The organism is Nonomuraea sp. NPDC051298, from assembly GCF_055586305.1.
The window spans coordinates 146,383-169,144 of record NZ_JBVJIM010000003.1 but is presented as its reverse complement, the minus strand read 5'-3'; the positions used below and the strand labels follow the sequence as shown (position 1 = coordinate 169,144).

General features: G+C 71.7%; 26 protein-coding genes and 1 pseudogene. 13 read left to right on the top strand and 14 right to left on the bottom strand.

Features of this window, described 5'->3' with window-relative positions:
• Positions 1 to 104: 104 nt before the first annotated feature.
• Complete coding sequence (locus ACZ6S0_RS10835; protein ID WP_465915529.1) at positions 105 to 848, top strand: SDR family NAD(P)-dependent oxidoreductase; 744 nt, start codon at positions 105 to 107, stop codon at positions 846 to 848.
• 21 nt (positions 849 to 869) lie between these two features.
• Positions 870 to 1,682, top strand: a complete 813-nt coding sequence (locus ACZ6S0_RS10830) for a class I SAM-dependent methyltransferase (protein WP_465915528.1) — start codon at positions 870 to 872, stop codon at positions 1,680 to 1,682.
• Positions 1,683 to 1,713: 31 nt separating this feature from the next.
• On the opposite strand, the gene ACZ6S0_RS10825 is transcribed toward ACZ6S0_RS10830, so the two are convergent.
• A complete protein-coding gene (locus ACZ6S0_RS10825) occupies positions 1,714 to 2,217 on the bottom strand; it encodes an O-acetyl-ADP-ribose deacetylase (RefSeq protein WP_465915527.1) in 504 nt (167 codons plus the stop codon).
• A 194-nt stretch (positions 2,218 to 2,411) separates the two neighbouring features.
• Between ACZ6S0_RS10825 and ACZ6S0_RS10820 the strand changes: the two genes are divergently transcribed.
• From ACZ6S0_RS10820 to ACZ6S0_RS10800, 5 genes are all read left to right on the top strand, one after another.
• Positions 2,412 to 2,768 carry a BlaI/MecI/CopY family transcriptional regulator gene (locus ACZ6S0_RS10820; protein ID WP_465915526.1) on the top strand — a complete coding sequence of 119 codons (357 nt, stop codon included), beginning with the start codon at positions 2,412 to 2,414 and terminating at the stop codon, positions 2,766 to 2,768.
• On the top strand, positions 2,765 to 3,670 hold the full coding sequence (locus tag ACZ6S0_RS10815) for a M56 family metallopeptidase (RefSeq protein WP_465915525.1): 906 nt from the start codon (positions 2,765 to 2,767) through the stop codon (positions 3,668 to 3,670). The genes ACZ6S0_RS10820 and ACZ6S0_RS10815 overlap by 4 nt, the downstream gene beginning before the upstream one ends.
• A 60-nt stretch (positions 3,671 to 3,730) precedes the next feature.
• Entirely contained in the window at positions 3,731 to 4,222 is a 492-nt protein-coding gene (locus ACZ6S0_RS10810) for a helix-turn-helix domain-containing protein (protein WP_465915524.1), read from the top strand.
• A gap of 3 nt (positions 4,223 to 4,225) precedes the next feature.
• A complete protein-coding gene (locus tag ACZ6S0_RS10805) occupies positions 4,226 to 4,627 on the top strand; it encodes a hypothetical protein (protein WP_465915523.1) in 402 nt (133 codons plus the stop codon).
• Between the two features lie 121 nt (positions 4,628 to 4,748).
• Positions 4,749 to 5,114 (top strand): DUF2516 family protein, encoded by a 366-nt coding sequence (locus tag ACZ6S0_RS10800; RefSeq protein WP_465915522.1) that lies wholly within the window; start codon positions 4,749 to 4,751, stop codon positions 5,112 to 5,114.
• Position 5,115: 1 nt separating this feature from the next.
• Here ACZ6S0_RS10800 and ACZ6S0_RS10795 read toward each other — a convergent pair whose 3' ends face one another.
• Together ACZ6S0_RS10795 and ACZ6S0_RS10790 are read right to left on the bottom strand one after the other, a co-directional pair.
• Positions 5,116 to 5,238, bottom strand: coding sequence for a hypothetical protein (locus ACZ6S0_RS10795; RefSeq protein WP_465915521.1), 123 nt, complete (start codon positions 5,236 to 5,238; stop codon positions 5,116 to 5,118).
• Positions 5,239 to 5,309: 71 nt separating this feature from the next.
• Positions 5,310 to 5,642: pseudogene (locus ACZ6S0_RS10790) on the bottom strand (SGNH/GDSL hydrolase family protein); the annotation flags it as partial.
• On the opposite strand from ACZ6S0_RS10790, the gene ACZ6S0_RS10785 reads away from it, so the two are divergent.
• On the top strand, positions 5,620 to 5,781 hold the full coding sequence (locus tag ACZ6S0_RS10785) for a hypothetical protein (RefSeq protein ID WP_465915520.1): 162 nt from the start codon (positions 5,620 to 5,622) through the stop codon (positions 5,779 to 5,781). The pseudogene ACZ6S0_RS10790 and the gene ACZ6S0_RS10785 overlap by 23 nt on opposite strands.
• A 9-nt stretch (positions 5,782 to 5,790) precedes the next feature.
• A complete protein-coding gene (locus tag ACZ6S0_RS10780; RefSeq protein ID WP_465915519.1) occupies positions 5,791 to 6,525 on the top strand; it encodes an alanyl-tRNA editing protein in 735 nt (244 codons plus the stop codon).
• 25 nt (positions 6,526 to 6,550) lie between these two features.
• On the opposite strand, the gene ACZ6S0_RS10775 is transcribed toward ACZ6S0_RS10780, so the two are convergent.
• Positions 6,551 to 7,462 (bottom strand): TetR/AcrR family transcriptional regulator, encoded by a 912-nt coding sequence (locus ACZ6S0_RS10775; protein ID WP_465915518.1) that lies wholly within the window; start codon positions 7,460 to 7,462, stop codon positions 6,551 to 6,553.
• Positions 7,463 to 7,568: 106 nt separating this feature from the next.
• Here ACZ6S0_RS10775 and ACZ6S0_RS10770 point away from each other — a divergent pair, with 106 nt between their 5' ends.
• Together ACZ6S0_RS10770 and ACZ6S0_RS10765 are read left to right on the top strand one after the other, a co-directional pair.
• The gene (locus tag ACZ6S0_RS10770) at positions 7,569 to 8,648 is read left to right on the top strand and encodes an FAD-dependent monooxygenase (protein ID WP_465915517.1); all 1,080 of its coding nucleotides are present in this window, start codon (positions 7,569 to 7,571) and stop codon (positions 8,646 to 8,648) included.
• Between the two features lie 28 nt (positions 8,649 to 8,676).
• Entirely contained in the window at positions 8,677 to 10,287 is a 1,611-nt protein-coding gene (locus ACZ6S0_RS10765; protein WP_465915516.1) for a DUF2207 domain-containing protein, read from the top strand.
• Here ACZ6S0_RS10765 and ACZ6S0_RS10760 read toward each other — a convergent pair.
• Complete coding sequence (locus ACZ6S0_RS10760) at positions 10,284 to 11,192, bottom strand: asparaginase (protein WP_465915515.1); 909 nt, start codon at positions 11,190 to 11,192, stop codon at positions 10,284 to 10,286. The genes ACZ6S0_RS10765 and ACZ6S0_RS10760 overlap by 4 nt on opposite strands.
• A gap of 61 nt (positions 11,193 to 11,253) precedes the next feature.
• Between ACZ6S0_RS10760 and dtd the strand changes: the two genes are divergently transcribed.
• Positions 11,254 to 11,679 (top strand): D-aminoacyl-tRNA deacylase, encoded by a 426-nt coding sequence (gene dtd / locus ACZ6S0_RS10755; protein WP_465915514.1) that lies wholly within the window; start codon positions 11,254 to 11,256, stop codon positions 11,677 to 11,679.
• Positions 11,680 to 11,727: 48 nt separating this feature from the next.
• On the opposite strand, the gene ygfZ is transcribed toward dtd, so the two are convergent.
• The 4 genes from ygfZ to ACZ6S0_RS10735 form a co-directional block, all read right to left on the bottom strand.
• A complete protein-coding gene (gene ygfZ, locus ACZ6S0_RS10750; protein ID WP_465915513.1) occupies positions 11,728 to 12,666 on the bottom strand; it encodes a CAF17-like 4Fe-4S cluster assembly/insertion protein YgfZ in 939 nt (312 codons plus the stop codon).
• 90 nt (positions 12,667 to 12,756) lie between these two features.
• Entirely contained in the window at positions 12,757 to 13,170 is a 414-nt protein-coding gene (locus ACZ6S0_RS10745; protein WP_465915512.1) for a Fur family transcriptional regulator, read from the bottom strand.
• A 356-nt stretch (positions 13,171 to 13,526) separates the two neighbouring features.
• Positions 13,527 to 13,829: a DUF2470 domain-containing protein gene (locus tag ACZ6S0_RS10740; RefSeq protein WP_465915511.1), complete on the bottom strand. Its 303-nt coding sequence runs from the start codon at positions 13,827 to 13,829 to the stop codon at positions 13,527 to 13,529.
• A complete protein-coding gene (locus tag ACZ6S0_RS10735) occupies positions 13,829 to 14,317 on the bottom strand; it encodes a heme-binding beta-barrel domain-containing protein (protein WP_465915510.1) in 489 nt (162 codons plus the stop codon). Before ACZ6S0_RS10735 ends, ACZ6S0_RS10740 begins: the two co-directional genes overlap by 1 nt.
• Positions 14,318 to 14,380: 63 nt before the next feature.
• Here ACZ6S0_RS10735 and ACZ6S0_RS10730 point away from each other — a divergent pair, with 63 nt between their 5' ends.
• Entirely contained in the window at positions 14,381 to 14,743 is a 363-nt protein-coding gene (locus ACZ6S0_RS10730) for a DsrE family protein (RefSeq protein WP_465915509.1), read from the top strand.
• Here ACZ6S0_RS10730 and ACZ6S0_RS10725 read toward each other — a convergent pair.
• From ACZ6S0_RS10725 to ACZ6S0_RS10705, 5 genes are all read right to left on the bottom strand, one after another.
• Entirely contained in the window at positions 14,737 to 15,561 is an 825-nt protein-coding gene (locus tag ACZ6S0_RS10725; protein WP_465915508.1) for an ArsR/SmtB family transcription factor, read from the bottom strand. The genes ACZ6S0_RS10730 and ACZ6S0_RS10725 overlap by 7 nt on opposite strands.
• Positions 15,562 to 15,683: 122 nt before the next feature.
• Positions 15,684 to 16,397 (bottom strand): type 1 glutamine amidotransferase, encoded by a 714-nt coding sequence (locus ACZ6S0_RS10720; protein WP_465915507.1) that lies wholly within the window; start codon positions 16,395 to 16,397, stop codon positions 15,684 to 15,686.
• Positions 16,387 to 17,616, bottom strand: coding sequence for a MurT ligase domain-containing protein (locus ACZ6S0_RS10715; RefSeq protein WP_465915506.1), 1,230 nt, complete (start codon positions 17,614 to 17,616; stop codon positions 16,387 to 16,389). The genes ACZ6S0_RS10720 and ACZ6S0_RS10715 overlap by 11 nt, the downstream gene beginning before the upstream one ends.
• A gap of 97 nt (positions 17,617 to 17,713) precedes the next feature.
• On the bottom strand, positions 17,714 to 20,596 hold the full coding sequence (locus ACZ6S0_RS10710) for an ATP-binding protein (RefSeq protein ID WP_465915505.1): 2,883 nt from the start codon (positions 20,594 to 20,596) through the stop codon (positions 17,714 to 17,716).
• A 167-nt stretch (positions 20,597 to 20,763) separates the two neighbouring features.
• The gene (locus tag ACZ6S0_RS10705; protein WP_465915504.1) at positions 20,764 to 22,713 is read right to left on the bottom strand and encodes a hypothetical protein; all 1,950 of its coding nucleotides are present in this window, start codon (positions 22,711 to 22,713) and stop codon (positions 20,764 to 20,766) included.
• Positions 22,714 to 22,762 lie beyond the last annotated feature (49 nt).

The following is a 22,762-nucleotide window of genomic DNA, read 5'->3' as shown; positions in this document are numbered from 1 at the left end:
CTCCAAACGCTTTACAACCATCCCGATTTTTTCGACATTCCCGTCAAACGGTGACAACCGGGGGTGCATGACCGCCACTGTTTCCTCCTGGCAGGATGTGGGGCATGCGGAAGACGGCAGTGGTGACGGGTGCGAGCGGCGGGATCGGGGAGGCGACCGCGCGACGGCTCGCCGCCGAGGGGTTCGAGGTGGTGGCGGGCGCCCGGCGCCGCGACCGGCTGGACCGGCTGGCCGCGGAGGTCCCCTCGATCAGGCCGGTGACGCTCGACGTGACCGCGCAGGAGTCGGTGGACGCCCTGGCCGCGTCCCTGGAGCGGTGCGACGTGCTGGTCAACAACGCCGGAGGCGCCTTCGGCATGGAGCCGGTGGCCGAGGGGCGGCTGGACGACTGGCAGCGGATGTACGACGTGAACGTGCTCGGCTCCCTGCGCGTGACCCAGGCGCTGCTCCCCAAGCTCGTCGAGTCGGGGGACGGCGTGCTGGTGATGCTCACCTCGACGGCCGGGCTGAGCGCGTACGAGGGGGGCGGCGGCTACGTCGCGGCCAAGCACGCGCAGCGCTCGATGGCCGAGACGCTCCGCCTGGAGCTGGTCGGGCAGCCGGTGCGGATCGTCGAGATCGCGCCGGGCATGGTGCGGACCGAGGGCTTCGCGGTCACCAGGTTCAGGGGCGACGAGGCGGCCGCGGCCCGCGTCTACGAGGGCGTGCCGGGCCCGCTGACCTCCGACGACGTGGCCGACGCGATCGCCTGGTCCGTCACCCGGCCCTTCCACGTGAACATCGACCGCCTGGTCATCCGCCCCCGCGCCCAGGCCGCCCAGCACAAGGTGCACCGCGTCAGTGGCTGAGCCGGTGGGAGCCCCGCGCGGGTGAGCGGGTCGGGGAGGGCGGCGGGCAGGCCGGTCGGGGCGGTCACGCGGGGCACGACCGGCCACAACCGGCTGCGGCGCGGCGACCGCTGGATCGCCGCCGTGCACGGCCGCCTGCTGCGCTCGGCCGGCCGGCCGCTCGTGGTCGACCTCGGCTACGGCGCCTCGCACACCACGACGCTGGAGCTGTTCACCCGCCTGCGCCGGGTGGCGCCGGGCGTGGAGGTCGTGGGCATCGAGATCGACCCGGCGCGGGTGGCGCTGGCCGAGCCGTACGGGCGGGAGGGGCTGAGCTTCCGGCTCGGCGGCTTCGAGCTGCCCGTCCCGCGCCCGCCCACGCTGGTACGCGCGTTCAACGTGCTGCGGCAGTACGACGAGGACGAGGCGTGGCACTACTGGGACGTGCTCCGCGCCGGCCTGGCCCCCGGCGGCGTCCTGGTCGAGGGCACCTCGTCCGAGAACGGGCGGCGGGCCGTCTGGGTGGGGCTCTCGCCCGGCGGGCCGGAGACGATCACGTTCTCCGCCCGTTTCGAGGCGTTCGAACGACCTTCCGACCTGGCCGACCGGCTGCCCAAGACGCTCATCCACCGGAACGTGCCGGGTGAGCGGATTCACGCGTTCCTGAGCGACTTCGACCGCGCCTGGGCGGTGAGCGCCCCTTACGGGGCTCATGGGCGGCGGCAGCGGTGGCTGGCCGCGATAGGGCTGCTGTCGGAGTCGTGGCCGGTCCCGGCCCGGCCGCCGCTGGGCGGCGCCGCGCGGTGGCGGCTCGGCGAGCTGACCCTCCCCTGGTCGGCCGTCGACCCCCGCTGACCGCCGCAGGCACGCCTCCCGGCGGGAACCGTCAGAGGCGGGCCTCGAAGGCGGCGTACGCGTCACGGTCGAACAGCACGAATCGAACGTCCTCGACCGCCGTGCCCGACTGCCGCACCGCGTCGAGGGCGATGCGGGCGGCGTCGTCCATCGGCCAGCCGAAGATGCCGGTGGAGATCGCGGGGAAGGCCACCGACCTGGCCCCCAGCGACTCGGCCACCCGCAGCGACTCCCGGTAGCAGGAGGCCAGCAGCTCCGAACGGTCCTCCGACGCCGAGTGGACGGGGCCGACGGTGTGGATGACCCACCTGGCGGGCAACCGTCCGGCGGTCGTGGCCACGGCCCGCCCGGTGGCCAGGCCCCGGCCGTACCGGGAGGCCCGCAGCGCGCGGCACTCCTGGAGGATCTCGGGCCCGCCCCTGCGGTGGATGGCGCCGTCGACGCCCCCGCCGCCCATGAGCGAGGAGTTGGCCGCGTTCACGACGGCGTCGGCCCGCTGCTCGGTGATGTCGCCCTGGACCAGCGTGATCTCCATGCCCCCGACAGTGTCAGTGCCGGGCCGCGAGCGGCAAGCGACGGCGAGGTCCCCGCCTTCGCCGAGCGCGTACCGCAAAAAGACGGTCAGCCGTCGGTCATGAAAAGATTGCGGGACTTCACGTCGACCCCGACGTGAAGAAGTCGTGGCACCCGAATGCCAGCTCGACAGGTTGTAGAGCTAGTCTGAATGACGTGAAGGGTCTTGGCGAGCTTGAGCGCAGCATCATGGACATCCTCTGGGCGGAGAGCAGCGCGCTGACCGCCCGCGAGGTCGGCAGGCTGATCGCCGACCGCGACCTCGCCCCCACCACGGTCATGACCGTTCTCGACCGCCTCACCCGCAAGGGCTTCCTCGAGCGCAGCCGCGACGGCCGCGCGTGGAGATATCAGCCGGCCGAAAGCCGTGACGCGTACATCGCCGAGCTTATGCTGGAAGCCTTGGACCTGACGGGCGACCGCTCGGCCGCCCTGACCCGCTTCGCCCAAGCCGTGTCGGGCACCGAGGCGGAGATCCTGCGCAGAGCCCTCACGGAGCTGGAGGAAGAGTGATCACGGCAGCGGCCCTGGCAGCGCTCGCCACAGCGTGCGCGGTCGGCTCCTGGCGTTTCACCACGGCCCGCTGGACCTCGCGGGCCCCCCGGCTGGCCATCATTCTCTGGCAGTCCCTCGGCGTGTCCTGGGGGCTGGCCACCACGGGCGCGATGCTCGCCTACGCCGTCCAGCCCTACGGGGTCGGCGTCCTGCCCGGGCTGATCGCGTTCGCGCAGGGCGAGGCTCCCGCGCAGGCGTGGGACCCGCTGCACGTGCTGGCCCTGATCGCGGGGCTCACCGCGCTGGCCGTGCTGATCGCGGTGCTGCTCACCGCGGGCGTGCAGGCGTTGCGGGCCCGGCGCAGGCACCGGATGCTGCTGGCGCTGATCTCCCACGACGACCCCGGCGTGCCGGGCGTGCGGGTGCTGGCGCATCCCAGCGCCGCCGCCTACTGCGTGCCCGGGCTGCGCTCGCAGGTCGTGGTCAGCGAGGGCGCGCTCAAGCTGCTGTCCGAGGGCGAGTTGGAGGCCGTCCTGGCGCACGAGGCGGCGCACGTACGCGAGCGGCACGACCTGGTGCTGCTGCCGTTCGCCGCGCTGCGCAGGGCGCTGCCCTGGTCGAAGGTGGTGGCCGACGCGCAGGCGCAGGTCGAGCTGCTGATCGAGATGGCCGCCGACGACCGGGCCCGCCGCTACTGCTCGCCGCGCAGGCTGGCCACGGCGCTGCTGCGGTTCGGCACCGCCGGGGCCATGCCGACGCCCCACGGCATGCTGGGCGTGCACGTCCACAACGTCATGGCCAGGGTGGACCGCCTGATCAAGCCGGGCCCCGAGCTGGCCGCGTCCGTCCGCTACGGCTTCATCGCGCTGTCGGTGACGTTGGTCACCAGCGCCCCGTTCCTGTGGGTCATCCAGCTCTGACGCTTGCTCCTGTTAATCGCTGTGTTTGCAAAAGCAAGCACTGCGAGGCAGACTAGAGGTATGGCACTACCCAAAGTCGGCTCGATCGGTGAATACATCCGCGAGCAGCGGCAGCAGGCGAAGATCTCGCTGCGCCAGCTCGCCGCGGCGGCCGGGGTGTCCAACCCCTACCTGAGCCAGATCGAGCGCGGCCTGCGCAAGCCGAGCGCGGAGATCCTCAACCAGATCGCCAAAGGTCTGCGCATCTCCTCACAGGCGCTCTACGTGCAGGCGGGCCTTATCGAGGACCGCGAGCCGCCGAGCGACGTGATCACCGCGATCAGGGCCGACGCGAATCTCAGCGAGCGGCAACGCCAAGTGCTGATCGACATCTACGACTCGTTCCGCAAGGAGAATCCCGCCGAGGATGAGCAGACCTCCCAGAACGCTCACCCCCGGCACGACTCCGAGGCGGACGACGAGCCGCTGCCCGAGGAGTTTCTCGCCGCTCTCGAGCCCTTCGCGGCGCACTCGGGCGACAGCGACGCCACACACGAAACCAAGGAAGGTTAACCCATGACGCTCGCCACCGAAGTCAGGAAGCTCACCGAGTCCAAGCCGTTCTACGCGGTCGCAGGCGTCGGCGACTTCGCCGTCGAGAAGCTGCGCGAGCTGCCCGGTCAGCTCCAGAAGCTCCAGTCGCGCCGCTACGACCTGGCCAAGGAGCTGCCGGGCAAGGCCCGCGAATACGCCGACAAGGCCGAGGGCTTCGCCAGGGAGTTCCCCGACAAGGCCCGCGGCTACGCCGACCAGCTCAGCCACAGGGCCACCGAGGTCTACGAGGACTTCGCCACCCGCGGTCGCCGGGTCGTCAGCAAGACGAGCGGCGACGCCGCCCTCGAACTCGAAGAGGTGTCGGAGAAGGCCAGGCCCGCCCAGCCGGCCAGGAAGACCCGCACGACGAAGGCCAAGGTCTGACGCCGTCCCGAAGGTCCGTCTCCGTCCGGGAGACGGGCCTTTTCGTTCAGGGGTGCCCGCGTGAGCGGGCCGCCTATTAGGCTGAAGCCGATTCATCACGGCATTGGGCGGAGACGACAACATGACGATGATCTACGGGGTCTTCAACTTCCTGTTCCTCGCGCTCGCCGTGGGCATCCTGGGCATGTCGGTCTACGCGCTGGTGCACGCGCTGCGGGTGCAGCCCGCGGCGTTCATCTCGGCGGGCAAGCTGAAGAAGAACCTGTGGCTGCTGATCCTCGGCCTGGCCACGCTGTTCTCTGCCGCCGGGGCGCTCAGTTACCTCGATGCGTTCATCCAGGTCGGCGGTGCCATGTTCCTCGGCATCGGGCTCGGACTGTTCTCGATCGTGGCGGTCATCGCGGCCACGATCTACATCGTGGACGTCAAGCCCGCCGTCAAGGGCATGGGCGGCCGGGGCGGCAGCGGCCCGTACGGGCCCTGGTAGGTCACGCCAGCTCGCCCGCCAACCAGGCGGCGATGCTCTCGTGCCCGGCGAGCGTGGGATGCACGCCGTCGGGCAGGGTCGCCCCCGGCGGCCAGCGTTCGCCCAGGGGGTCGAGGAACGACACCCCGCCACCTCGGCGGCCTGCGCCAGCGCGTCGCGCACCGCGTACGCCTTCCTCGGCGTCCTGCCCATGAAGATCGGGCCCACGACGACGGTGCGGGTGTCCGGCCAGTGCGTACGCACCTTAGCCAGCAGGCGTACGGCCGCCTCGCGCACCTGAGCGGCGCCGCAGCGGCGGTCGTTGTGGCCACCCGAGATGACCAGCAGACCGGGCGCCGGACGCCAGGCCAGCTCCACCTCGAACGAACGCTCGAACGTGCGGCCCGCCCGGCCCTCGTTGCAGAAGCCGGTGCCGCTCGCGCCGGCGATGACCGGCAGGCCGCCCAGCAGCCGGGCGGTCTGCGAGGCGTACGACTGACGGCGTGGCACCGGGCCCGACCCGACCGTGAAGCTGTCGCCGACGAACATCACCACCGGCGTCTCCCGCTCGGCGGGGGGCGGCGGCACCGCGCCCCCCGCCGAGGTGCTGCCGCACGCCGATCCGGACAGCATCGCGATCAGCAGGGCGAACCGCGTCAGGCCATGCATGACCACCTCAGGGCGCTAGGCTGCCGATATGAGCGACGATCTCCACGGGCGCACGCGACGCCTGGAATTGTCCGACCAGAATCTGCGCGACTTCGAGGCCGTCGTGCTGGACTCCACGCCCGAGGGAATCGTGCTGAGCCGATCGGCATTCTATCCGGGCGGCGGCGGGCAACCGGCGGATCACGGGGTTCTGATCTGGCAGGGTGTCGAAACGCGCATCGTCGGAGCGCGCAAAGGGGACGATCTCTACCTGATCCCGGCCGAGGGCGATCCGATCCCGCCGGTGGGGGCCGTGGTCGAGGGCGCGGTGGCCGACGAGCGGCGCTCGGCGCTGATGCGTACGCACTCGGGGCTGCACGTGTTGTGCGGCGTGGTGTTCAGGGACTATGGCTGCCTGGTCACCGGCGGCAACATGGACCCGCTCAGCGCGCGCATGGACTTCGACCTGCCTGAGGTGCCGCCGGGGTTCAAGCAGGCCGTCGAGGACGCCTGCAACGCCGAGATCACGGCCGACCGGCGCATCGACGTCAAGGTGCTGCCCCGGGGCGAGGCGTTCGCGATCCCCGACATCATCCGCACCGCCACGAACCTGGTGCCGGAGACCGTCCAGGACGTGCGCGTCGTCGACATCGTGGGCCTCGACACCCAGGCCGACGGCGGCACCCACGTGGCCTCCACGAAGCAGATCGGGCACATCAGGGTCGCCAAGATCGAGAGCAAGGGGCGCGGCTTTCGCCGCCTCCGCATCCAGATCTCCGGCTGACCCCCGCCTGCCGGGCGCAGGCTGGTCAGCGGGGCCCGATCACGGAGGCGAGGCCGTCGAGCAGGGGTTTCAGGCCGAACTCGAAGAGCACGTCGAGGTCGAGGTCGAAGTCCCCGTCCAGCTCCGCCACGACCCCGGCGAAGGCCCGGTAGCGCCCCGACCGCGTGATCCAGCCCAGGTGCTCCTCCTGCCTGCTCATCCACTCGTCGGCGGTCAGCCCGGTGGCGGCCCGCGCCCGCCGTTCCAGTTCGAGGTTGGCCGCGATCCCCTGCACGTAGCTGTAGAGCAGCGTGTGCACGTGCATCTTGGCCACCGCGTCGAGCGCCGTGTCCCGCAGCGCCGCCATCACCCATTCGGTGTGCCTGAGCAGGGCGGGTGAGGGCAGCGGCCGGGTCAGCGAGGTGACCCCGGCCATCCACGGGTGGGCGCGGTAGCCGGCCCACTGGACCCGGGCCGAGACCTCCAGCCGCGCCCGCCACCCCTCGGGCGGCTCGGCGGGCAGCGCGAACTTCTCGATCACCGCCTCGACCATCATCATGACCAGGTCGTCCTTGCCGCCGACGTGACGGTAGAGGGACATGGTGGCCACGCCCAGCCGTCCCGCGACGGCGCGCATGGTCAGCTCGGGCAGGCCCTCCGCGTCGGCGATCTCGATCGCGGCCCTGACGACGCGCTCGCGCGTCAGCTCGCCGCCGGACGGCGCCGGTCGGGCCCGTACGCCCCTGCGCTCGGCCACGACGGTGCCCACCCGGGGCTCGGCGACCACGACGCCCTCCCGCGCCAGCAGGGTCAGCGCCTTGGCGGCGGTGGCGAGGGCGACGCCCCAGTCTCGGGCGAGCTGCCGGGTGGAGGGCACCCGCTCGCCGGGACGGAGGCGGCCGTCGGCGACGCGCTGCCTGATGTCGGCGGCGACGCGGGCGTGGGGAGCTGTGGCCATCAAGCCTCCTGTACTAGTACAGATCCTCTCATCATAGCCTTGTGAGCTGCTGTATTTACTACGTACATTCAGATCTGCGTACGACGTCAACAACAAAGGAGTGGTGATGAGGGTACTGGTGTCAGGGGCGAGCGTCGGCGGCCCGGTGCTGGCCCACTGGCTGGGCCGGCACGGCTACGACGTGACCGTGGTCGAACGGGCGCCGGCCCCGCGCAAGGGCGGCCAGGCCGTCGACCTCAGGGGCGCCGCCCTGACCGTGGCCGCGCGCATGGGGGTGCTGTCGGAGATCGAGACCCTGCGTACGACCATGCGCGGCATGTCCATGGTCGACCGCGACGGCAACGAGACCATGCGCAGCACCGAGGAGACGTTCAGCGGCGGCCGGTTCGACAGCCCCGACGTGGAGATCATGCGCGACGACCTCACCCGGATCCTCGTCGCCACCAGCGGCGCCCGCCACGTCTACGGCGACTCGATCGCCACGCTGACCGAGGAGGGCGAGGTGACGTTCGAGAGCGGCGCGGAGGACCGCTACGACTACGTCATCGGCGCCGACGGCCTGCACTCCAACGTGCGCGGGCTCGCCTTCGGCCCGGAGTCGCGCTTCGTGCGTCACCTCGGCACGTACGTCTCCATCTTCACCGCCGAGAACTTCCTGGGCCTGGACCGCTGGCAGACCTGGTTCGGGGAGGGCGGGGCGGGAGGAGCCGTCTTCAGCGACCGCGACGGCTCGGTGATGCGGGTCAACCTGGGCTTCGAGGCCGAAGAGCCGATCGACTACGACCACCGCGACCTCGACGCGCAGCGGCGGCTCGTCGAGCGGCACTGCGCGCGGGTCTGGGAGGCGCCCAGGCTGCTGGAGGCGATGTGGAAGGCCGACGACTTCTACTTCGACGCCATGGCCCAGGTCAGGATGGAGCACTGGACGAAGGGCCGGGTCGCGCTGCTGGGCGACGCGGGCTACTGCGCCTCGCCGCTGTCGGGGCAGGGCACGAGCCTGGCCGTGGTGGGGGCGTACGTGCTGGCCGAGGAGCTGGGCGCGGACCCCGCGACCGCCTTCGCACGCTACGAGGAGCGCATGCGCCCGTACGTGGCCGCGAACCAGGCGCTGGCCCTGGAGAACCCCGGGCGGGGCGCGTCGCCGGAGAGCGTTCAGCGGGCGGCGAATGCCATCACACTGGACTGACAGTCACGAACCGATACGATTTGCCGCCATGACGGGTATCAGGCTGACGATGGCCGCCCTGGCGGCCACCGCTCTCACCTTGACCACCGCGCCGGCCGCCCTCGCGGCGCGGGCCGGGATCACGGACGAGGTGACGATGACCCTCGGCAAGGACGGCACCCTGCACGTGGTCGAGAAGATCAGCGGGGCGTCGGGGCCGCTCGAGCGGACGTTCATCACCCGGACCCGCTACGACGACACCACCGACCGCGTCTACCGGATCGCGAACGTCAAGGGCGGCACCCTGGCCGGCGACGTGCTCACCGTGACGGGCCAGACCGTCGAGTACGACGTCATCGGCGCGGTGACGACCTCGGGCGGCGTCGAGGAGCTGCGCTGGTTCGCGGTGAACGGCTGGAACCAGCCGGTCGCCAAGGCCACCGTCAAGGTGAACGGCCCCGGGCAGGTGCAGAACCTGTCCTGCTTCGCCGGCGATCTCACCTCGGCCATCGGCTGCACCTCGGCCTCCATGGACCACGTGGCCACGCGGGCCGACTTCGAGCAGGCGAACCTCTCCCCCGGCCAGGCCCTGACCGTGGTCATCGGATACCCGAAGGGCTCCAGCGGCGGCCGGCCCATCCTGGAGCGGCGCTTCTCGCTGGCCGCCGCGTTCACGCTGGACGCCGTCACCGGGGGCGCGCTGGCCGGGCTGCTGGTGCTGCTGCTCGGCGGCGTGGCGCTGCTCTACTGGACGCGGGGCCGCGACGCGCGGATCGCCGGCCACGAGAGCGGCGCGGTGGTCCCGGTACACAACGGGCATTTCACCCCGCCCGACGGCGTACGGCCCGGCCAGATCGGCACGCTGGTGGACGAGCAGGCCGACGTGGTCGACGTGACCGCCACCATCGTGGACCTCGCGGTACGCGGCTACCTGCGCATCGACGAGCAGCCCCGCCAGACGTACGACGCGCCCGACTGGCTGCTCGTCAGGCTGCCGAACGCGCCCGTCGACGCGCTCCTGCCGTACGAGCGGGCCCTCCACGACGCCATCTTCGAAGGCCGGGACGCGGTGCTGCTGTCGCAGTTGACCGGCTCGTTCGCGGCCCACCTGGGCGAGGTGCGCGACGCGCTCTACGCGGACGTGGTCAGGCAGGGCTGGTTCGCCCGCCGCCCCGACACCGAGCGCACCCGGTGGACCACGATCGGCGTGGTCCTCATCGGCGCGGGGCTGCTGGCCACGGTCGGGCTGGCCTGGTTCACCACGTACGGGCTGCTGGGCCTGGCCCTGGTCATCGCGGGCGGCGCGCTGGCGGTCGGCGGCCAGTACATGCCGGCCAAGACCGCCAAAGGCTCGGCGGCACTCGCGCACACCATGGGCTTTCGGCAGTACCTGTTCTCCGGCGAGCTGGGCGAGGTGCCGGAACAGCACCGGGTGGAGCTGTTCTCCCGCTACCTGCCCTACGCCGTGATCTTCGACGGGGTCGAGCACTGGTCGCGGGTGGTGGCCTCCGTCACCGGCAACGGCCACCGGGCCGACAACCTGTACTGGTACCACGGGCCGGCGGAGTGGGACCTGTCGAAGTTCGCCGGATCGATGCGGACGTTCACCACGACCACCTCCGGCGCCATCTCCGCCACCCGGCAGTTCCGCAGCCTCTAGCGGATCCTCAGCTCGCCCACGGGCCGTCCGCCGCCCAGCACCTCGGGGGCGCCGAGTTCGGCCAGTTCGGGCGCGTCCAGGCCGAGCGAGCGCAGCGCCGCGACGGTGACGGGCACGCGGGCCCGCTGGGAGCCGTCCTCGATCTTGATGGTGCCCGCGCGGCCGTCCTCGAACACGAACGCGTCGAACGCCTCCGCCCCGGCCTTCAGCATCAGGCCGGGCAGCGCCCGCATGAGCTTGGCCTCGGGCCGGTCGGTGCCCGAGGTCCACTCGGGGTAGGTGCGCATGGCGTCGAAGATCTTCCGTTCGAACGAGTCCTCCGCCGACATCGGGAACGCGCGGAACGCCTTGGTCACCCCGAGCATCGACACGAAGAACAGCGGCGCCCCGCACCCGTCCACGCCCGAGGCCGCGATCCGCTCCCCGGTCAGCTCCTCCACCGTCTCGCGGATCGTGCGCTGGAGCGGGTGCGCGGGCTCCAGGTACGTCGTCAGCGGCCAGTCGTTCACCACGCAGGTGGCGAGCATGGCGGCGTGCTTGCCCGAGCAGTTCATGTAGACGCGCCCGCGCTCGGTCACCGACCGGTCGAACGGGTAGTCCTCTGGACACCCCAGCGCCGACTCCTCCAGGCCCGCCCCGGCCAGGATCTTCCTGACGCCGTCCACGTGGAAGGGCTCGCCCGAGTGCGAGGCGCAGGCCAGCGCGAGCAGCTCGCCCTCCAGGCGCAGGCCGCCACGGAGCATGCCGAGCGCCTGCAGCGGCTTCATCGACGACCGTGGGGAGGCCGGCACGTGCACCGCGCCCCTGGTCTCGACCGGCCGGCCCTGGGCGTCCACGGTCAGCACGCGTGCCCGATGCGTGGACTCCACGAACCCCGAACGGACGACTTCCACCATCATCGACATGTCACATCCCCTTTCGGGACGAGTGTAGGGAGGGGCCGCACCTGGTCCAGAATGGGATTCCATGCGGGCAGTCGTACAGCGGGTCAGTTCAGCGTCGGTCGAGGTCGAGGGGCGCACGGTCGGGGCGATCGGCGAGCCCGGCCTGCTCGTCCTGGTGGGGGTCACGCACACCGACACGCGCGCGCAGGCCGCCAGGCTCGCCGCCAAGCTCTGGGGGCTGCGGATCCTGGACGGCGAGAAGTCGTGCTCCGACGTGGCCGCCCCACTGCTGGTGATCAGCCAGTTCACCCTGTACGGCGACGCGCGCAGGGGCCGCCGGCCCACCTGGCAGGCGGCCGCCCCAGGGCCGGTCGCCGAGCCGCTGGTGGCGGCCGTGGTGGAGGAGCTGAGGGCCTTGGGGGCGCACGTCGAGACGGGCGTGTTCGGGGCGGACATGAAGGTGTCGCTGGTGAACGACGGGCCGATCACGCTGGTGCTGGACCTGTGACCGCGCCTGCCGTGGAGCCCCGGCCAGGGCCCACGGCACGCGTGGCGGTCAGCGGACGCGGCGGCGCAGGGCGGGGTCGATGGCGACGTTGCGGCCCGCGTCCGGCGGGACGACGACCTCCTGCGCGGCGGCCACCCCACCGGCCAGCAGCGGGGCGTCGACCGGCACCGTACGCTTGATCACGGCCAGCGCGATCGGCCCCAGCTCGTGGTGCCGGGCCGCCGAGCCGACCACCCCGACCTCCTGGCTCTCGAAGATCACCGGGGCGCCGTGCTCGGGCAGCGTGTCGACGCTGCCGTCGAGGTGCAGGAAGACCAGGCGGCGCGGCGGGTGCCCGAGGTTGTGCACCCGCGCCACGGTCTCCTGACCGCGGTAGCAGCCCTTGCTGAGATGGACGGCCCCGCCGATCCAGGCCACCTCGTGGGGGATCGTCTTGTGGTCGGTCTCGAAGCCGAGCCGCGGCCGGTGCGCCTCGATCCGCAGCGCCTCGTAGGCCCACAGCCCCGCCAGGGGCTTGCCCAGGTGCTCGGCCAGCTCGGCCCGCGGCACCAGGAAGTCTTCCGCGGCCGTGGACAGCACGGCCAGGTCGTCGGCCCGCGACACCTCCACGCGCAGCATGAACCGCATGCGGTCGAGGTAGTCGACCAGGCTCTGCGCGGTGCCCGGCTCGACGTGGGCCAGCACGCTCTCGCCGTCGTCCACCAGCGTCAGGTGGTGCAGCACCCGGCCCTGCAGGTCGAGGTCGAGCGTCTGGGTCCACTCGCCCGGTCGCAACGTGTCGAGCTTTTGCGAGGTGAGGTCGTTGAGCCATTTCAGCCGGTCCGCGCCGGAGATGCGGATCACCTCGCGATTGCTGCGGTCGACGACCGCCTCTCCCTTGGCCAGCGCGCGCTGCTCGGCGAACAGGTCGCCGTAGTGCGCGGCTACGTCGGAGTCCGGGGCGTCCGCGGGGACTGCGCCGGGGAGATCGAGCAGAGGGCTACGCATGCCTTCCAGGCTATCCGCAGTCGCGGGACGGCCGGAAAGGGTGCCCACGCGGGACGGGCCCGCACTCCCTTCGCGGGAGGGAACCGGGGGTCAGCGGCAGTTGCGGCAGCGGCCGAAGACGGTCAGGTGGGCGACGTCCGCGGCGAAGCCCAGCTCCTCGTCCAGCCCGTTGACCAGCCCTTCGGCCAGCTCGGGGCGTACTTCGAAGACCTCGTCGCAGCCCCGGCACACCAGGTGCACGTGATCTGCCTCGGCGGCCAGGTGGTAGGTGGGGGCACCGTGACTCAGGTGGGTGTGGGTGACCAGGCCCAGCTCTTCGAGCAGCTCGAGCGTGCGGTAGACGGTCGAGATGTTGACGCCGCGGGCCGTCTCGCGGACCTTGACGCAGATCTCTTCCGGGGTGGCGTGCTCCAGCTCTTTGACCGCCTCCAGGACGAGCTGGCGCTGCGGGGTGACCCGGTAGCCCTTGGCGCGGAGTTCTTCATGCCACTGCGTCTCCGTCATAACCCCGAGTCTAAGCGCGCCTTGGATATTCGCTTGCCCCTTTCGCACGGCACCGCATAGCTTCATGGGTACGCGGAAAGGAGGTGGTCCGAATAATGGTTAGTCATAGTCGGGCTAGCGAGGTGGTTGCCCGCTGACCTCGCGGGCTGTTGTCTCGTGCTGTTAGCCGAATACGAGGCAACCACCGGGGCCCCTGGCAGCCGGAGGGCGGGACACCCGTCCCGACCATGGTCCATCCGGCCCGTCTGCACCGCAGGCGGAGCGCCGCCCGGGGCCCTTCTTCATGTCCGGGCCAGGTCCGGCACGACCGCTCACCTTCAGGGATGATCAGTCCTGACGCTCACCGCCAGGGGTGATCAGTCCTGGTGCTCGCCGCGGGCCTGGACCCCGAGCCTGGCGCACGCCTCCCGGTAGAGCCGTACCACGGCCTTGCGCACCTGGGCCCGCTCGGTCAGCGTCTCGCCCCAGGGCACCCGCACCCGCTCCCCGCCGTCGATCGTGAACGTGATCGCCTCGGAGTCCACGTCGCTCGTCACGGCGCTGCCCGCCCCCGGCCGGTCGCCGAGCGCCCGAACGATGAGCAGCGCGTCGCCGGCGTGGTCGTCGTTCATGTGGCGCTTGATCGCCTCGACGACCTCCTCGGTGAACGGCGTGCTCATCAGGCGACCTTCTTCAGCTCTGCCGACATGTGGTCGGTGAGCGGATGACCGACGGCGGCCATCTCATAGGCCCACATGAGGTTGCCGTTGACCAGCCCATAGAGCCGGTGGCCCGCGGTGTACTCCTTGGCGGAGGCGGTGCGCGCGACCATGTCGGTGCGCAGCTCGATCTTGTGGAAGACGACCTCGCCGATGTAGATCTCGACGATCCCGGTCGGGTGCGCGAGCACGACCTCGACCTGCCTGTCGGGCTGGGGCCGCCAGTAGCCCGACTCGGTCGCCAGCGGCCTGACCCGGTTGCCGTCGTCGTCGAGCAGCCAGGTGCGGCTCACGTAGGACAGGAACGGCTTCCCGTTGTGCCCGAACTCGATCTCCTGGCCGAAGTTGAAGCTCTCGATCGTCGGGTAGCCGCCCACGCCGGCGCCTTCCCACCGCCCCAGCAGGAACGCGATCGGCTCCAGGTCGGGGTGCACCTCAGGTTGTTCCATGCTGCCCAAGACTAGTGGCGGCGGGCGCCGCCGCGACTCCCGCGTGGCGTTAGGGTGGCGGGCATGGCACGATCACTGGTGATCAAGGTTACCGCCGGGGCCGACGCCCCCGAGCGGTGCAACCAGGCTTTCACGGTCGCGGCGGCCGCGCTCGCGAGCGGGGTGTCCGTCTCCCTGTGGCTGACCGGCGAGTCGTCGTGGTTCGCGGTGCCGGGGCGGGCCAAGGAGTTCGCCCTGCCGCACGCCGCACCCCTCCCCGACCTGCTCGACGCCGTGCTGGCCGCCGGCCGGGTGACGCTCTGCACCCAGTGCGCGGCCCGCAGGAACATCACCGTCGACGACCTCATCGACGGCATCCGCATCGCGGGGGCGCCGGCGTTCGTCGAGGAAGTGACCGCCGAAGGCGTGCAGGCCCTGGTTTACTGACCGGCCTCCCGGCCCGCCTGCTGGTCAGCGGCGGGCAGGGCCTCGCCGGTCTCCAGCAGGGTCTTGAGGCTGGACAGGATCTCCGGCCAGCCGCCGCTGATGCTCGCGCGTACGGCGCTGCCGGGCACGAAGCCGCCGTGCACGACGGTGAGCCTGACCGTCGGGCCCATCTGCTCGATCTCGAAGGACACCGTCGATCTCGGCTCCTGGTTCAACGCGGCCAGCTCGCCGGCGCTCACCCCGATGATCTCGCCGAACTCGGGGGTGAACGTGTGCCAGGTGTAGGCCAGGCGCTTGTGCGGATCCGACTCGGTCACGACCTGCTCGGGGTCGGTCATCGTGACGCCCTCGAACTCCCACGTCACCGCCGAGCCGACGGTCCAGTCGGAGGTGAGTTCGACGCCCCAGTAGCGCTTGGTCCAGGCGGGTTCGGTGAGCGCCTGCCAGAGGCGTTCCGGGGTGGTGCGGATGTGGGTGGTGTAGACGAAGTCGGTGCTCGCCTGGTCCATGGGGTGTTCCTCCAGTGCCGTCTTCAGGTCCGCCAGGGCTTCGGCGCGGTGGCGGTCGTACTGGTTGATCCAGCGTTCGGCGATGGCGTTGATCGGCTCGGCGTTGAGATGGTGCAGCTTCTCCCGCCCTCGCCGTACGGTGGTGACCAGGTTGGCCTCCTCCAGCACGGCCAGGTGCTTGCTGACCGACTGCCTGGCCATGTCGAGCCCGGCGCACAGCTCGCGCAGGGTCTGGCCGTTGCGGGAGTTGAGCGCGTCCAGCAGTCTGCGGCGGCTGGGGTCTGCCAGCGCTCTGAACACCTCGTCCATCTATCGCCGTCCAAACAGGCAGCCGTTTGGCTGCATGTCTGCAGAATAGGCAGCCGCACGGCTGCATGTCAACCGTGCGCCCATGGTCAGGCACCTCCTGAAGAAGGATCTTTGGGACGCCGTCAGCCCTGGAGGACGGTGGTGAGGCGTTCCTGGCGCAGGGCCTCGTAGCGGGAGTCGTCGAGCGGCGCCAGCTCCCCCACCCGCCACGACAGCAGCAGGTCGGCCAGGGCCGGGTTACGGGCCAGCGCGGGGCCGTGCAGGTAGGTGCCGACGACGTGCCCCGCGTAGCAGCCCTCGAACCCGTCGCCGTTGCCCACGCCCGCGATCGTCCTCGACAGCGGCCGGACGCCGGGGCCGAGGCTGGTGACGCCCATGTGGTTCTCGAACCCGGTCAGCGTGGGCAGGTTGAGGGCGGCGTCGACCTCGGCCACCAGCTCGCCCACGGCCCGCGCGGGCCCTCGGGTGCTGGCGATGTCGAGCAGGCCGATGCCGTCGACCGGCTGGCCCTCCTCGCCGCCGAACGTGCTGCCCATGATCTGGTAGCCGGCGCACACCGCCAGCATGGCCGCGCCGCGGGCGATGGCGCGGTGCAGGCCGCCGTCACGGCGCAGGCGCGCGGCGGCCAGGATCTGCGGGCGGTCCTCGCCGCCGCCGATCAGGTAGATGTCGCCCGTCTCTGGGACGGGGTCGGCCGAGCGTACGTGGATCGTCTCCGTCTCGATCCCCCTGCGCTGCGCCCGCTGCTCCAGGACCAGGACGTTGCCCTGGTCGCCGTACGTGCTCAGCAGGTCGGGGTAGATCCAGACGATGCGAAGGGCGCTGTCACTCGGCACGACCGAACTCCGATCGGATCTGCTGGAAGGCGGTGTAGTTGGCGATCACGTCGACCCGGCCCTGCGGCTGCATGGCCAGGGCCTCGGCGAACGTGCCGCAGAGCGTGAACGGCACGCCGGCCACGTCGAGCCGCAGCGCCAGGTCGAGCCGGCGCTCGCCGGTGACGAACACGGGACGCCCGCGCAGGATGCGGTAGTCGACGTCCCACAGCCACGAGGTGTCGCGGCCGTCGGGGCCCTGCGCGTTGACCGACAGGATGATGGGCAACTGCGGGTCGGCCACGTCGAACGCCTCCAGCCAGCCCGCCGGGTTCTTCGACAGCAGCAGGCGGGCGTGACGGCCGTCGCGCTCGACCGTGGTGTAGCGGCCGGCCACCGAGGTGACCTCGCGCAGCCTGGGCAGCGCCCGCTCCACCGGCACCCCGAACGCGTCGGCCACCGCCAGCGCCATCACCGCGTTGGAGCGGTTGGCCTGCCCGGGAAGCTGGATGTCGAGCAGCCAGCGCTGCCCGCGCGGGTCGATCGCCGACTCCTCGTCGACCGCCCACTGCGGCTCCGGCCGGTGGAAGGTGCACTCGCGGCACGCCCAGTCGGCGTCTTTACGGTCGAGCGGGCCGCCGCACTCGGGGCAGCACCAGGAGTCTTCCTTCCACCGCTGCCCGCCGGCCACCCAGGTGACCTTGGCGGCCGTGGAGGCGCCCCAGGTGACGAGCGGGTCGTCGCAGTTGGCGATGACGTGGGTGGGCTTGCCGGACAGGGCCTTGCGCCACTTCTGCGCCAGCAGCCAGATCTCGGCCGCGCGGTCCATCTGGTCGCGGCTGAGGTTCATCAGGCACACGACGCCCGCACCGGTCGTGCCGAGCACCTCGGGCAGGTACTTCTCGTCGACCTCCAGCACGCCGAACGGCGCGTTCTTGTGCATGGAGAGCGCGGAGACGTGCCCGGCCGGCATGTTGGCGCCGAAGGCGTTGGTGGCCACCTCGCCGACGTCGAGCAGGGCCGAGGTGATCAGCCGGGTCGTGGTGGTCTTGCCGTTGGTCGCACTGACCAGGGCCAGCTTGCGGTCGCGGGCCAGTTGGCGCAGGAGGTCGGGCTCCAGCAGCAGGCCCACCCGTCCGCCGATCACCGAGCCGTCGCCACGCCCGGTCATCCTGGACAGCGTGGCGGCACTGCGGCCCAGGGCACTGGCGAGCTGCGCCCGCAGAGGAAGCTGGGTCATGTGCATGAATCCTAGTCCGCGTTGGCCCTCGGACTGGAGACACACGGGAAAACGCCGCCAGGTCCGGCGCGTCCGGCACCCGGCGGCCGGTCCCTCCTCACGGCGAGGTGGCGGCGGGCTCACCGAAGGTGATCTCCGGGGCGCCGCCCTGCTCGAACGGGAGCACGAAGCGGCGCGGCCACGACAGCACGCCCTCCAGCCAGCCCGCGCCCATCGTCTGCCCCACGTGCCGGATCCGCGCCGACGACTCGACGCCGATCGCGACGGTCACGATGTCCCGCTGCACGCCGTCGTGCTCGTCGTCCCCGAGTATCACCCGCCACGCCAGCGTCCTGTTGCGGTCCACCTCCATCGACAGCGGGTGGTGGCGCAGCGCCCTGGCCCGGTGGCCGAGCAGCTCGGCGTGGACGAGGTCGCCCGAGCCGTTGCCGTTCGGCGGGCGGAACAGGGCGTACTCCATGGGCGGGGCGGGGCTGCGCAGGTTCGGGGCGGGCTGCCCGTACGGGAAGAGCCGGTCGACCTCGTGCAGCCAGCGCACCTGGGGGATGACCCACGACGCCCCAGGGCGCTCGCCGCCGGCGTCGAGCCCGCCGAGCAGGCGTCCGGCCGTCTCCGCCGCCTTCTCGGTGAGCAGCGCCGGGTCGAACCAGGTCCGCAGCGACCAGGCACGCCGCTGCACCGAGCGTTCGACCATGGTGGCCAGCAGGCACTCCCTGCGCCGCGCCGGCAGGTCACCCCAGGCGGCCGCCAGGGCGCGCGGCACGCCGGGCAGCGGCCGGTTGCTCACGAACGCCAGCACGACCGTGTCGCACCAGATCCGCAACCACGACCATTCGGGCGCGGCGGCCAGCACGTCGGCCTCGCGCAGCTCCACCAGCGTGCACGCCAGCCCGGTACGGCACTGCGTCCCGCACGCCGCCGACCTGCGCCCCCGGATGGGCGGCGGCGGCCCCGGCAGCACCTTCTCCCGCGACTCCCCCAGCGGCACGCGCACCCGCAGCGGCCGGTCCATGCCGTCGGCGAACACGGCGGCCGAGCCCGGCTCCAGCGAGACCACGTGGCGGGACTGCTCGTCGCTGAGGTTCATGGCGGCACCGACGAGCTTCCTGTCGTCCTCGGCGGGCAGCCGGTGCACGACCTTCAGCGCCGTGTTCTTGACCACGTCGGAGACGAGCTTGGTGGGGATCTGCTCGGCCACCACGATGCCCTCCCCGTACGCCCTGATCTCCGCGAGCATCCCGGCCAGCAGCTCCACGGCGTGGGTGGAGGCGCGGCCGTGCCCCCGGTCGCGCAGCAGCCGGTGCGCCTCCTCGATCACGATGACGTGGCGCAGCTCGGCCGAGCGCTCCTTCCTGGCGCGCATGCGCAGGTGCTCGACGATCCGGATGATCAGGGTGCCCATGAGGAACGCCTTGTCCTCGTCGTTGGCCACGTCCTCGATGGCCAGGACGACGTCGCGTTCGAGCAGGCCGCCGATGTCGGCGGGGTGGCCGCCCTCGAAGAAGCGCCCGGCCGAGCCCACCCGCAGCGAGCGCAGCCGCAGCGAGATGAAGCCCTCGACGTCGGCCTGCACCTCACGCCCGTAGCCGATCTCCTTGATGACGTCCATGGCGTGCTGCTGGAGCTGTTCGAGGGTGGGGACGCTGGGCGGGACGTTCGAGCCGGGCACGGCGCCGCCGGTGACCACGTCCCAGCCGGTGGCCTCGTAGACGCGCTGCAGGGCCAGCGACATGATCTGCGGGAACGGCTCCTCGGCGTCGAAGGCGGCCATGAACAGCGCCCTGACCATGTCGATGTGGGCCTGTACGGGGTAGCCGGGCTCGGGTTCGAGCGGGTTGACGCTGAACGGCACGCCGTCGGGCGCCGACGGGTTGATCACCGTGACGGGGTTGTCGATGCGGCCGGCCATGGCGGCGTACTCGGACTTGGCCGGCTCGATGGCCAGCCACGGGATGCGGGCCCGGCTGAGCTGCTCCAGCAGGTGCCGTACGGTCTGCGACTTGCCCGAGCCGGTCGCCCCCGTGACGAAGGCGTGCCGGTTGAGCGTCGCCAGGGGCACCCGGAACGTGCCGACCCCCCGGTCCTGACCGTCGAGGATCTCGCCCAGCTCCAGCTCGGCCCCGTCGGCCCGGCCGTCGGACTCGGACGTGACGTCGAAGAAGCCCGAGTCGAGCACGCGTACGCCGGGCACCTCCCGCCGGGGCAGCCCGGCCAGCGCCGCCAGCGCCCCCGCCGTGGCGGCGAACGGGGCGGCGGCGCCGTCGGCCGGGTCCTGCGCGGCGATGGCCAGGGCCTCCGACAGGGCGTAGGCGGCCCCGTGCGAGCTGCGCAGCCGGTAGGGGTGGTGGCTCATCTCGACCGACCCGACGAGGACGGGCGCGATCTGCCGCAGCTCATCGGCCGTGGCGCCGCCGGCCAGGACGCGTACGTTCCACAGGCCCGCCTCGCGGAAGGCGTCCAGCTCCTGCATGCGGCGCTCGGCCCGCTCGGCGTCGAAGCGGGAGCGCTCGGAGGCGTCGCCGTACTGGCGCAGCACGTTGAGCTGGGTACGCAGGTGCGCCACCTCGGCGTCCAGCAGGTCGGTCGGCTCGGCGACGACGAGCCAGGCGAACGGCCGCGACATCAGGGTCACCAGCGTCGACTCGAACAACGTCGGCCGCCGCAGCTCGTCGGGGTCGAACTCGCGCCCCTTGCTCCCCAGCGGCGGCGCCTGCCGCCCCGGGCACGGCGCCCACACCAGGTCCGCCAGGTCGGCGAGGTACTCCTCGTCGAGCCGCACCCCGCGCGCTCCCCCGGGGAACAGCAGCGGCTGCGGCCCGCTCGGGTCGTCGGGCAGGTCGGTGGACCGGCGCGGCTGGCGCGGCGGCGACAACGGGCCGGCGTTGGTGATGAGTTCGAGCGGCGCCCCGGAACCCCGCGACAGCCAGCCGATGACGAACGGCCGGCCACGCTGCGCCGCCGACAACACCGCGGGAAGCACGGTGACGAAATCCCATTCCGCCGACGAGCTTCGCGAGGGTGCTGCGATCGACTGAATTCGATACCAGGGCCCACTCAGCGACACACTCGGCTGCATTTCAATCCCCCACAGACGGTTCTTTGTTAAATTCCGCCAACCGTCAGCTCGTCACCTTGACATTGACCATGTCATTGCCTCCCCTTGCGCCAGTCCAGGCGCGGCGGTGGTGGCCCGAGGTTGGGCGGCGGCTCCGCCTCGCCGTTGCCGCCCCTGGGATCGAGGGCCAGCACGGCGTCTCCCACCTCCTCCAGCTCGCCCAGCGTGGTCTTGGGGAAGGCGAGGATGGCGGGGTTCGCGTCGGCCAGGCGTACGCGCCTGCCCTGGGTCGTGGCGTCCGTGACGATCACGGACGTCGTGGGGAGCTGCTGGAGCTGGTGCGGCTCGACGAGGAACTCGCGCGAGCGCTGGAGCACCCGCTCCTTCTCGGAGATCTTGTCGGCGGTCCTGCCCCACTCGGTGGACTCGGTGATGTCCCCGACCAGGTCCACCCGGTTCTGCTCGCGGTCCTCCCGCTCGTCGTCGAACTGGGCGATCGTGGAGGTGTAGCCGCCGTCGAGGCCCGGCAGCGAGTCGCTGATCGTCTCGGTGAGCTGGGCCAGCTCCAGCCGGTGCTCGGTGCCGACGTGCTCGCTGGCCACCCGGGCGTCCTCGGCGTTGCCCAGCCTCATGAACGCGACCGCGGCGTGCCCCCTGCCGAGCCGTTCGCGCACGGTCGGCGTCAGCGACCGGTACGTCAGGACCAGCCCGGTACGGGAGGTCTCGCAGGCGTCCATGAGCCGGTCGAGCACGTCGCCCCTGAGCTTGTCCGCGCCCGCCACGATGATCGTGTGGTACCAGGGGCGGTCGGAGGCGGGCGACTGGCGCAGGATGTGGGTCAGGGCGGTGGCCACGTACGTGCCGAGCACCCGGTTGCCGAACACGCCCGCCTGCCGGTCCATGCTCACCACCCGGAGCCGGGCGGGCGGCAGGCGTACGGCCTCGGTGCCGAGGGACTCGAGCTTGCGGAGCTGCGACTCCAGCGCCCAGGCCCGTTCGATCACCACCCGGTCGCTCACGCCGCGGCCGAACAGCGTGCCGATGCGTTCGAGCTGGGTGGCGGTGATCAGCCCGGACCGCAGGTCGTCGCGCGGGTCGCCCACCTGCGCCAGCGCCCGCAGGGCTGCCGTGACCTGCCTGATCGTGGCGTTCTCGCCGAGCACCTCCAGCACCCGCTCCAGGATCGCGTTGTCGAAGCTGAGGTCGCGCGTGGTGCGGTGTTCCTCGCTCACGCTCACCACGTGGGCCAGCACGTCCGCGAACGCCTCGGGTTTGAGCGTGGCGCCCAGGTCGAGCCGGGGCAGATCGACCGGCAGCACCCACACGAGCGGGTCGTCGCCGCCCTTGCGGGCCAGCTCGATCAGGTCTTTGGCGATGGCGCCCTCGGACAGGTCGAGCACGGTCAGGTGGCCGCCGCTGTAGAGCCGGGTGGCCCCGAGCAGCGTGATCAGCGCGGACCAGCCGGGTAAGGTGCCGCCCGCCACGTCGATGCGGTCGATCTCGTCGGGCACCGCGACGGCGTACCAGGAGAGCTGCCGGTCGTGCCGCTCCTTCGACTCCTGCCACTCGCGGTAGCGCCGGGCGTGCTCCTCCTGGGCGCGGAACAGCTCCCGGTCGCGTTCCTGCTGCTGGCGTTCGTCCCTGGCCTGCTGTTCCAGCACCCGGTACCTGACCGCCCGGTCGCCCTGCGCCAGCGCGTAGGTGCAGATGCCCGCCACGCCGCCGGCGGCGATGAGCCCGACCAGCGCGAACATCCAGGCGAGGTAACCGGCCAGGGCGGCGGCGAGGATCAGGGCGCTGAGGATCAGCATGAACAGGCGCACGTGCCGGACCGGCCGGTTGAGCATGTCCTTCTGGAGCCGCTCGCGGCGCAGCAGCTCGGACTGCGCGGGGTCGGGCGCGGCGGCCTCCTGGGGCGCCTCCTGGACGGGAGAGGGGCGCTTGGGCGGTGGGCCGGGGTCGGGGTGCAGCAGGATGTACTGCCAGCCCAGGTAGATGCGGTCCGCCTGGAGCTGGGCATGCTCGGGATGCACGTCCGTCACGTGACCCTCCGGCCGCCGATATGTCATTAGGTGTTGGGCTCGCCCTTTC